Annotated in this window: 11 protein-coding genes; 7 read left to right on the forward strand and 4 right to left on the reverse strand. The window is 65.0% G+C overall.

The features are described 5' to 3' along the window. The first annotated feature begins 166 nt into the window (after positions 1–166). From EOA24_RS16845 to EOA24_RS16855, 3 genes are all read left to right on the forward strand, one after another. Positions 167–622, forward strand: coding sequence for a GFA family protein (locus EOA24_RS16845; protein ID WP_126083292.1), 456 nt, complete (start codon positions 167–169; stop codon positions 620–622). Positions 623–913: 291 nt separating this feature from the next. Then, a complete protein-coding gene (locus tag EOA24_RS16850) occupies positions 914–2,122 on the forward strand; it encodes an amidohydrolase family protein (protein ID WP_127409916.1) in 1,209 nt (402 codons plus the stop codon). Between the two features lie 195 nt (positions 2,123–2,317). Next, positions 2,318–2,473, forward strand: a complete 156-nt coding sequence (locus tag EOA24_RS16855) for a DUF1127 domain-containing protein (RefSeq protein ID WP_126083291.1) — start codon at positions 2,318–2,320, stop codon at positions 2,471–2,473. Between the two features lie 113 nt (positions 2,474–2,586). On the opposite strand, the gene EOA24_RS16860 is transcribed toward EOA24_RS16855, so the two are convergent. Both EOA24_RS16860 and EOA24_RS16865 read right to left on the reverse strand, forming a co-directional pair. Beyond that, positions 2,587–2,880, reverse strand: a complete 294-nt coding sequence (locus EOA24_RS16860) for an antibiotic biosynthesis monooxygenase (RefSeq protein WP_126083290.1) — start codon at positions 2,878–2,880, stop codon at positions 2,587–2,589. Between the two features lie 23 nt (positions 2,881–2,903). Continuing rightward, positions 2,904–3,218, reverse strand: a complete 315-nt coding sequence (locus EOA24_RS16865) for a GYD domain-containing protein (RefSeq protein ID WP_126083289.1) — start codon at positions 3,216–3,218, stop codon at positions 2,904–2,906. Positions 3,219–3,588: 370 nt separating this feature from the next. Between EOA24_RS16865 and EOA24_RS16870 the strand changes: the two genes are divergently transcribed. Next, entirely contained in the window at positions 3,589–4,788 is a 1,200-nt protein-coding gene (locus EOA24_RS16870) for a PLP-dependent aminotransferase family protein (RefSeq protein ID WP_189343385.1), read from the forward strand. 367 nt (positions 4,789–5,155) lie between these two features. Continuing rightward, complete coding sequence (locus EOA24_RS16875; protein ID WP_126083287.1) at positions 5,156–5,701, forward strand: YbhB/YbcL family Raf kinase inhibitor-like protein; 546 nt, start codon at positions 5,156–5,158, stop codon at positions 5,699–5,701. Positions 5,702–5,901: 200 nt separating this feature from the next. Here the strand turns inward: EOA24_RS16875 and yghU are convergent, their stop codons facing one another. Next, positions 5,902–6,771, reverse strand: coding sequence for a glutathione-dependent disulfide-bond oxidoreductase (gene yghU, locus EOA24_RS16880; protein ID WP_126083286.1), 870 nt, complete (start codon positions 6,769–6,771; stop codon positions 5,902–5,904). A 222-nt stretch (positions 6,772–6,993) separates the two neighbouring features. Between yghU and EOA24_RS16885 the strand changes: the two genes are divergently transcribed. Then, on the forward strand, positions 6,994–7,896 hold the full coding sequence (locus tag EOA24_RS16885) for a S1C family serine protease (RefSeq protein ID WP_126083285.1): 903 nt from the start codon (positions 6,994–6,996) through the stop codon (positions 7,894–7,896). Between the two features lie 6 nt (positions 7,897–7,902). Beyond that, positions 7,903–8,835, forward strand: a complete 933-nt coding sequence (locus EOA24_RS16890; protein WP_127409914.1) for a LysR family transcriptional regulator — start codon at positions 7,903–7,905, stop codon at positions 8,833–8,835. Positions 8,836–8,862: 27 nt separating this feature from the next. Here the strand turns inward: EOA24_RS16890 and EOA24_RS16895 are convergent. Beyond that, a partial coding sequence (locus EOA24_RS16895) for an SDR family oxidoreductase (protein WP_127409915.1) occupies positions 8,863–9,420 on the reverse strand: 558 nt, incomplete at its 5' end.

Below are 9,420 nucleotides of genomic sequence, written 5' to 3' on the forward strand. Positions count from 1 at the left end.
ATCCACTGCCAAGGCGGCCTGAGGCCCCAAGAGCGAGGCAAAATAACCCGCCAAAGCGGCCAGAGCGCCTTTCAAAAAACGCCCATCCGCCTCGTGCGCTAAATATCGACTCCCATGCAAAACCCTCTCAGGGGGAGAACGGGAAACCCCAACCAAGGAGCCCATCTTGCCCACCCTCGCTCTGCCCGCCGAAGGAGGCTGCCGCTGCGGCCGCGTGCGCCTGAAAATCTCGGCAAAACCGCTGCTCACCATGGCCTGCCACTGCACCGGCTGCCAGCGCATGTCGTCCAGCGCCTATTCCCTGAGCGCGGCGATCCCCTCGGATGGTTTCGAGGTGACGAAGGGCGAGCCGGTGATCGGCGGCCTGCACGGCGCCTCGAAACACTATTTCTGCGGCTACTGCATGACCTGGATGTTCACGCGACCGGAAGGGATCGACTGGTTCGTCAATCTGCGCCCGACCATGCTCGACGACCATGCCTGGTTCGCGCCCTTCATCGAGACCTGGACGGCCGAGAAACTGCCCTGGGCGGCGACACCGGCCGTGCACAGCTACGAAGCGCTGCCTGCCTTCGAGGAATATGAGCGGCTGGTCACCGAATACGCCGGAGCGCAGAAGTAAAACGGCGACCCAGGGCAAGGTCGCCGTCGCATTCTGTTCATGGTCGACGCGTCCGTTGGGGGCGCATTGTTGGGGATGTGCTTGGGCGTCCGCGTCGACCACGGCGGCCTCATACCGCAGACTTCACCATGGCACATTTGCCGCTCGCTGAAACTTACGCGAAAGCGGTATATAACAGGCGTTGTACTTGGCTTCTTCCACAACGGGAGAAGGCAAGGGCGAAACACTTTCTATCCAATCCCGCATTGACCTTGGCCAGCCAAGCGACGACCACTGATGCGTTCACTTTCAATGGGATGCATCTTGAACCAGACTCATTTCCTCAACGCCAGGCTCGCCGACGGCACGGTCGTTGATCTCACTGTCGAGGGCGGCCGCTTCAGCGCTGTGGCGCCTGCGGCGAACACGACGCCGCCGACGGACGGCGCCGTCGACCTCGCCGGACAGCTCGTGCTGCCAGCCTTCGTCGATGGCCACATCCATCTCGACACCTCCTTCTACCGCGACGCCTGGCGCCCGCACATTCCCTGCACCAACGGCTTCGACGTGCGCGAGCGCGTCGCTTTCCAGATGCGCAACCTCGAGCAGGCAACACCCATGGCGGAGCGCGCGAAGAACCAGCTCGAGCTTTGCGTCGGCCATGGCAGCCTCGCCATGCGCAGCCATGTCATGGTCGATGCCGCGGTCGGGCTGAAGCATGTCGAGACGATCCTCGCCGTGCGGGAGAAATATCGCGACCTGATCGACATCCAGCTTGTCGCCTTCCCGCAGAGCGGCATCCTGTCCTCGCCTGGCACGGCGGAACTGCTCGACGAGGCGCTCAAGCTCGGCTGCGACCTGATCGGCGGGCTTGATCCGGCGAGCTTCGACCGCGACGTGAAAGGGCACCTCGATGTGATGTTCGGCCTTGCCGAAAAACGCGGCGCCGGCATCGACATCCACCTGCATGACCGCGGCACGCTCGGCCTCTTCGAGATCGAGGAGATCGTCGCCCGTGCCACGGCGTCGGGCATGCAAGGCAAAGTCGCCGTCAGCCACGCCTATGCGCTGGGCGACATCTCCGCCGATGCGTTGGCCAGGGCTGGCGAGAGGATCGCCGCCGCCGGCGTCTCCATCATGACCAACGCGCCCGGCGACCATGCCTTTCCGCCGGTGGCCGCGCTTCGCAAGGCCGGCGTCACCGTGTTCGCCGGTTCCGACAACATCCGCGATTCCTGGTGGCCCTATGGTGATGGCGACATGCTGAACCGCGCCAATATGATCGGCTATCGCTCCGGCTTCTACGAGGATCGGGAGTTGGAAACAGCTTACGACGTTGTGAGCCATGCCGGCGCCAAGGCGCTGGGGCTGGAGGGCTACGGCATCGCCGTCGTCGCCAAAGCCGATTTTGTCGCGCTGAGGGCCGAGCATGTCCCGGAAGCGGTGGTGGCGGTGCCGAAGGATCGCACCGTCTATCGCGCGGGCAAGGAAGTGGCGCGGAATGGCAAGGTGACCGCGTAGCACAACCGGGCGTGCGCCCTGGGGCCGCATGCTCGATCCCCCGAATTAATTTGCACACATATGTTTCAGGCTGCTCCGGCTTCGTGAGGCATTTCACCGTTCGCGCGCAATCCACCGGTTACAGACGCATTGCAAAAGCGGCGCCGGGTGAAGAGGAGGCGCCGGTTTTGCGCCGCCTATTTATGGGAGCTTTCCATGTTCAAAAGTCTCAACCGGATTCGCGCCGCCTTCGCGCAGGCCAGCAAGCGCCGCCGCACGACGCGCGAGCTGAACGAGCTGCCGCCCGAGATCCGCAAGGACATCGGCTGGCCGCAGGCCGCGCAGGACGACGAGATTCGGTTGCCGTTCTGAGACGAGCGCCAAGGCGCCACGCAGCGCGCCGGCTTCTTGCGGCGCTTGTTGTCGACGGCGCCGGCTGGCCGCGCAAGGCGGTCCCTCCGGCGCCAGACGGGGGCGCCTTCAGCCTATATCTCCGCAACGACCGAGCCGGACACCGGATCCGTCACGCCGAGATCGCCGCCCAGGTCTTCGAGCATATCGCGGAACGTGTCGAGAATGCCGATCATCATCGGGCGCGCCGCGGCGAGGCTGTCCATGTCGTTCCATTCGCCGACCATGCAGAAGGTGCGCTCGCCGGTCTTGATCAGGGCGCCCTTGCGAAAGCCCTTGGCGTTCAGCGAGACCTTTTCGTGTGCTTCGACGAAGGCCTTCTCCTTGCCCGGCTTGGTGCGAAAACGGACTACGTTATAGGCGGTCATGGCGTCCTCCCTTCGATGCGACATCAGCCCGCCGGCTTGTAGGCGCCGGCGGCCTTGTTGGCTGCCGCAATCACCGCCTTCATGTCGAGCTCTTCCAGAACGACGAGATCGCTCACCGAGCCGCTCGCGCGCACGGCAAGCGTCATCCCCATCCCGGCAATCTGGTCCGGCACCTCGCCATTGACGATGACGTCGTAAAGGCCGCGCGTGAACATCAGGCTGTTCATCTTCCCGCCCACGCTTTCAAACAGCGCCGCGATTGCAACTTCCCGGTTCGATCCTTGCATGAGCCCCTTGGCGGCATGGGGTTCGTAACTCGCCAGTATGGTAACCTTCATGGGATCCTCCTCCAAATATCACTGCCTCGGCCACCCAATGATGAGGGCAGCACGGACGTGCCTGTTTCTCCTTACATTTGACTGGTCTGTGGACCGCCTGGGCAACACGGCCGACGGCGGCTCAACCGCAGCAAGGCTCCGGCTTGGAGTAATATGCGCCTTTTCTAATATAACGGCAATCTGCCATCCGCCATCTGCCGGGAGCCGATGACCGAATTTTCCATTAGCATTTGCGGAAATCCGTGGGCCAAATGTCGCCTCGCCTATGCGCCATGACCGTTTTGTGTATTCACGCGGGCGATATGGCCTGATAATAGGTCAACCAAGCTGACCTAAATAGAAGCACTTCGGGAGGTGCGCCTTGACCCTGATGAACCTTCTGGCCTCGCGCTCGTCGCGCATGAAAGCCTCGGAAATCCGCGAGCTGCTGAAGCTGCTCGACCAGCCCGACATAATCTCCTTCGCCGGCGGCATTCCGGACCCGTCGCTGTTTCCCGCGCAGGCCATCGGCGACGCCTATCAGGCGGTGCTGGGCGGCAGGGAGGCGGGGACCGCGCTGCAATACCAGGTCAGCGAGGGCTATCTGCCGCTGCGCAAATGGCTGGCCGCCTATATGGGCAAGCTCGGCGTTCAATGCGACGAGGGCAACATCTTCATCACCTCCGGCTCGCAGCAGGCGCTCGACTATCTCGGCAAGCTGTTCCTGTCGCCGGGCGACACAGCCCTGGTCACCTGGCCGACCTATCTCGGCGCGCTGCAGGCCTTCAACGCCTACGAGCCGCGCTATGACCGGCTGAACACCGCCGGCGGCAACATGACGCCCGAGGCCTATCGGGCCGCCGCGGCGGCAAATGGCGGTAAGGTGAAGTTCGCCTATCTGGTACCGGATTTCGCCAACCCGACCGGCAACACGCTGGACGTCAAGCAGCGCGAGGCGGTGCTCGACCTCGCGGGCGAGCTCGACATCGCCGTCATCGAGGACGCCGCCTATCGCGCGCTGCGCTATGACGGGGAGGGCGTGCCGCCGATCCTGGCGCTCGACTGCGCCCGCTCCGGCGGCATCGATCATGCCCGCACGCTTTATTGCGGGTCCTTCTCGAAGATCCTGTCGCCCGGCATGCGCGTCGGCTGGGTCTGCGCGCCGCGCCATGTCGTGGAGAAGCTGGTGCTGATGAAGCAGGCGTCCGACCTGCACAGCCCCTCGATCAACCAGATGGTCATGCACCGCGTCGCCGACACCATCTTCGACACCCAGGTGGAAAAGCTGATCGGCGCCTACCGCAAGCGGCGCGACGCGCTGCTCGGCGCGCTCCAGGCCAACATGCCCGACGGCATTTCCTGGAGCCGCCCGGAAGGCGGGATGTTCGTCTGGCTGACCCTGCCGGAAGGCGTCGACGCCACCGAGCTTCTGGCGCGTTCGGTCAAGGAGGCGCGCGTCGCCTTCGTGCCCGGCAACGCCTTCTATGCCGACGGCACCGGCCGCAACACGCTGCGCATGTCATTCACCCTTGCCGACGACCGCGCGGTGAACGAAGGCGTGCCGCGGCTGGCGAAGCTGCTGCGCGGTTAGGCCTTCAATCACCGCCGCCTCGCGCAGGCGTGATTGGTAGTGCGCAGGCGTGATTGTCCGCGCGGCCCATTCCTCGGCTAGGGTCGCGGCCGATCCAACACCCCCTGGATCGACCCGACCGTGGGGTCCCACCTCCATGGTCCGTACGAAAGAGCCCCGACGGCCTCCACCGGCGGGGCTTTTTTCGCTGTCCCGGCGGTCAGCGCGCCGCCTTGCCCTTTTTCGGGCCGCTTTTCCGCTACGCTAGAGCAATTCCAGGAAAAGTGTGAGCGGTTTTCCGTCCGGAATTGCGTCAAAACAAAGGGATAGAGCGGTTCGCCGTTTCCGTGAAACGGTGAAACGCTCTATAGTATTCAGGGAGGATCACATGACCTTGCGTTTCGGCTTGACCACGCTTGCCCTTGTCGCCTTAGCCGGCCATGCGGCGGCCTTCGAGATCTCCAGCCCGTCAGTCTCCGACGGCAAATGGAATGCGAAATATCTCGGCGACAAGGCTGGCTGTGGCGGCAAGAGCGTCTCGATCGCGCTCGCCTGGAAGGACCCGCCGGCCGGCACCAAAAGCTATGCGCTGACCATGTTCGACACCGACGCCAATGGCGGCAAGGGTTTCTGGCACTGGCTGGCCTGGAACATCCCGGCCAGCGCCAAGGGCCTGGGCGAGGGCGCCGGCGCCGAGGGCGGCAAGAGCATGCCCAAGGGCTCGGTGCTGGGCAAGGGTGGCGTCGGCCGCGCCGGCTATTTCGGCCCATGCCCGCCGCCCGGCAGCGGCCAGCATCACTATGTCTTCACGCTGTATGCGTTGGGCGAGAAGACGCTGCGCATACCGGAGAACCCATTGCCGGATATGGTCTCCGTCGCCGCCAAGAGTTCGGCGCTGGGCGAGGCGACGGTGACGTATACGTATGGGAGGTAGCTACAGTTGATCTCCCGGCGACCTTCGCCTTCGTCATCCTAGGGCGAAGCAAGGAGCGAAGCGACGCGCGCAGACCCTAGGATCCATGCCGTTACGCTAAGGCGTTGAAACGGTTAAGAATTCTGCTCCGTTGCGCCCTTCGGCGCGCGTCACGGCATGGATCCTCGGGTCTAGCCCGAGGATGACGAATGTCGGCGGGGTTACTCCGCCGCTTCCAACTTGTCCTGCGTCTTCGTCTCGAAGTCGCTGGCGTCGTGGCGCTCGCGCAGCTGGAAGGCCGGATCGCCGGACATGCGGTTGACCATGCGGCCGCGTGTCACGGCCGGCCGCGCGTCGATCGCGTCGGCCCAGCGCTGCACGTTCTTGTATTCATGCACCGACAGGAACTGCGCGGCGTCATTGTAGCTGCGGCCCTTGGCGAGCCCGCCATACCATGGCCACACCGCCATGTCGGCGATCGTGTAGTCCGGGCCTGCGAGATATTCGCTCTCCGCCAGCCGGCGGTCGAGCACGTCCATCTGCCGCTTGGTCTCCATGGCGAAGCGGTCGATGGCGTATTCGATCTTTTGCGGCGCATAGGCGTAGAAATGGCCGAAGCCGCCGCCGAGATAGGGCGCCGAACCCATCTGCCAGAACAGCCAGGAGAAGGTTTCCGCGCGCGCCGCGCGCTCGGTGGGCAGGAATTCGCCGAATTTTTCCGCGAGATAGGTGAGGATCGAGCCGGACTCGAACACACGCACCGGCTTCGGCTCGCTGTGGTCCATGAGCGCCGGGATCTTCGAGTTTGGATTGACATGGACGAAGCCGCTGCCGAACTGGTCGCCGTCGCCGATCTTGATCAGCCAGGCATCGTATTCCGCGCCGGTGTGGCCAAGCGCCAGAAGCTCCTCGAGCATGATCGTCACCTTCTGGCCGTTGGGCGTGGCCAGCGAGTAGAGCTGCAACGGGTGCTTGCCGACCGGCAGTTCCTTCTCATGCGTGGGGCCGGCGATCGGCCGGTTGATCGAAGCGAACTGGCCGCCATTGGGCTTGTTCCAGGTCCAGACTTTCGGCGGGATATATTGGTCCATGTCGGAGGCCTTGTGTTTCGCGCAGGGCGGAGCGTTTCGTGAAGGGCGGGAAATCTGCCACGATGCCGATAGACTTAGGTGCGGTTGCGCGCGCGTCAAAGAAAAAAGTTCAACCTTCGTTGAACTACCGCTTGTGCCAGCCCCGCAACGGGAAAATCCACCCTTGCGCCGCGCTCCTTCGGCCATACTTATAGAACAAAACCCGCAACGCAGGATGGATCGATGACCGTCGAGAAAATTTCGCGCTCCGTCGTTGCCGTGCGCGCCACGGTTCCGGACGATGCTTTCACCGCCAATGCGCTGGGCACGCGCCGCGAGGGCAGCGGCGTGGTGATCCGCGACAATGGCCTTGTGCTCACGATAGGCTACCTCATCACCGAGGCCGAGGAAGTGTGGCTGACCGATCAGGATGGCCGCGTGGTCGCCGCGCATGCGCTGGCCTACGACCAGGAGACCGGCTTTGGCCTCGTGCAGGCGCTGTCGCCGCTCAACCTTCCGGCTGTCCAGTTAGGCGATGCCAGGAAGGCCAACGTCGGTGACGCGGTGACGCTTGCCGACGGCATCGGCCAGCAGGTCGACGCCCACATCGTCACCAAGCAGGAATTCGCCGGCTATTGGGAATATCTGATCGACGAGGCGATCTTCATCGCGCCCGCGCATCCGTCCTGGGGCGGGGCGGCGCTGTTCGACCGCGACGGCAAGCTGCTCGGCATCGGCTCGCTGCGGCTGCAGATGAGCCGCGCCGGCGAGGTGGCCGACATCAACATGGTGGTGCCCATCGATCTTCTGACGCCGATCCTCGATGATCTCATCAAGCGCGGCCAGGCGGCGAAAGCGCCGCGTCCGTGGCTCGGCGCCTTCTCGGCAGAGTCGAACGGGATGGTGGTGGTGATGAGCGTCGCCGAAGGCGGCCCGGCAGCCAAGGCGGGCCTGCGCCAGGGCGACATCATCTCCGACGTGCGCGACGGTGAGGTGGACGGCCTGGCCGATTTCTACAGGAAACTCTGGCAGAATCCGGCCGGCTCGGAAATCCCGCTGCGCGTCGTGCGCGACGGCCGCGAGACCTGGCTGCGCGTCAAATCCGCCGACCGCAATTCCTTCCTTAAGAAGCCGCAACTGCAGTAGCGCCGGATGCATCCAAGGCTGCTGAAAGCCTTTCTGGCGGTCGCGCGGACGGGCAACGTCACGCGCGCCGCGCAGGAGGTCAATCTCGCCCAGTCGAGCGTCAGCGATCAGATCCAGGCGCTGGAAACCGAGCTTGGAGCCGGCCTGTTCACCCGCTCGCGGCAGGGGCTCACCCTGACGCCGGCGGGCGAGGCCCTGAAACCCTATGCCGAGGACCTGCTGGCGCTTGCCGACGCCGCCCGCGCCGCCGTCGATGCCACCAAAGCCGACATGGCAGGCAGCCTGTCGATCGGCGCGCTGGAGACGATCGCCTCGGCAAGGCTGGCTCCATGGCTCGCCCGTTTCCGTGCCGCCCATGCCGGCATCGACATCAAGCTCCGGATCGCCGGCAGCGGCGACTTGCTGCGCAGGCTCAGCGATGGCGAGATCGATGTCGCCTTCTGCTTCGAGCGGCCGCCTGAGCTCGATACCAGCGCATCCGACCAGCGCCTTGCCAGGCGCGTGGTGGCGGTCGAGCCGCTGGCGCTGATCGCGCCGCCTGGCGACAACCATGTGGATGTCGACCTGGCGACGCTGGCCGAGAAGCATTTCGTTGCCACCGAGACCGGCTGCGTCTACCGCGCCATGGTCGACAAGGCGTTCGGCGAAGCGGGGCTTGGCAAGCCAAGGCTGGTCGCCGAAGCCGGCAGCATCGACGCCATCGCCGGACTGGTGGCGGCCGGCGCCGGCTTTGGCCTCGTGCCGCGGCTGGCGGTCGCCGCCGCGATCGATCGCGGCGAGGTGGCCGAGCTTGCCTGGCCCGGCCCGGTCCGTTCCGCCGACATCGTGATGGTCTGGCGTCGCCGCCGCGTCCTGCCGCCGTCGCTGAAGGCGCTGTTCGAGCAATTCCAGGAAAAGTGTGCAACGGTTTTCCGTCCGGAATTGCGCAAAAACAAATAGCCGCTGCAGGAGAGGGCTTCGCGCCGGTCACACCAGCCGGTGGCCGCCCTCGACATGCAGCGTCTCTCCCGTCGTGAAGCCGTTGCCGATCAGGAAGCGGATTGCATCGGCGATGTCTTCCGGCTTTCCGACGCGTCCGGCGGGTAACCGCTCAGCCATCGCGGCCAGAGTCTCGCCCTTCCGGTCGCCGGCGACGAACTCCCAAATCGGCGTGTCGACCCAGCCCGGCGAGACGGCGTTGACGCGGATCGGCGCCAGCTCGACCGCCAAGGCTCGCACCAGCCCCTCCAGCGCCGCATTGACGGCGGCGACCACCGAGCCGCGCGCTGCCGGCCGGTAGGCCGCGATACCGGTGACGAAGGTGAGCGAGCCTGTCGGCGGCAGCTTCGGCGCCCCACGCTTTGCGAGCAGCAGCGGCCCGTAAAACTTGCTCTCCACCACTCGCTGCGCGGCCGAAAGCTCGATGTCGGGCAACAGCCGGTAGGCGCCTTCGATCGCGGCCGCGGTGCTGACGATATGATCGAGCCGGCCGATGCGCTCGAACAGCGCCGCGACCTCATCCTCGCGGCTGACGTCGACCACCGC

It is taken from the genome of Mesorhizobium sp. M2A.F.Ca.ET.039.01.1.1, assembly GCF_003998035.1.
Lineage (GTDB): Bacteria > Pseudomonadota > Alphaproteobacteria > Rhizobiales > Rhizobiaceae > Mesorhizobium.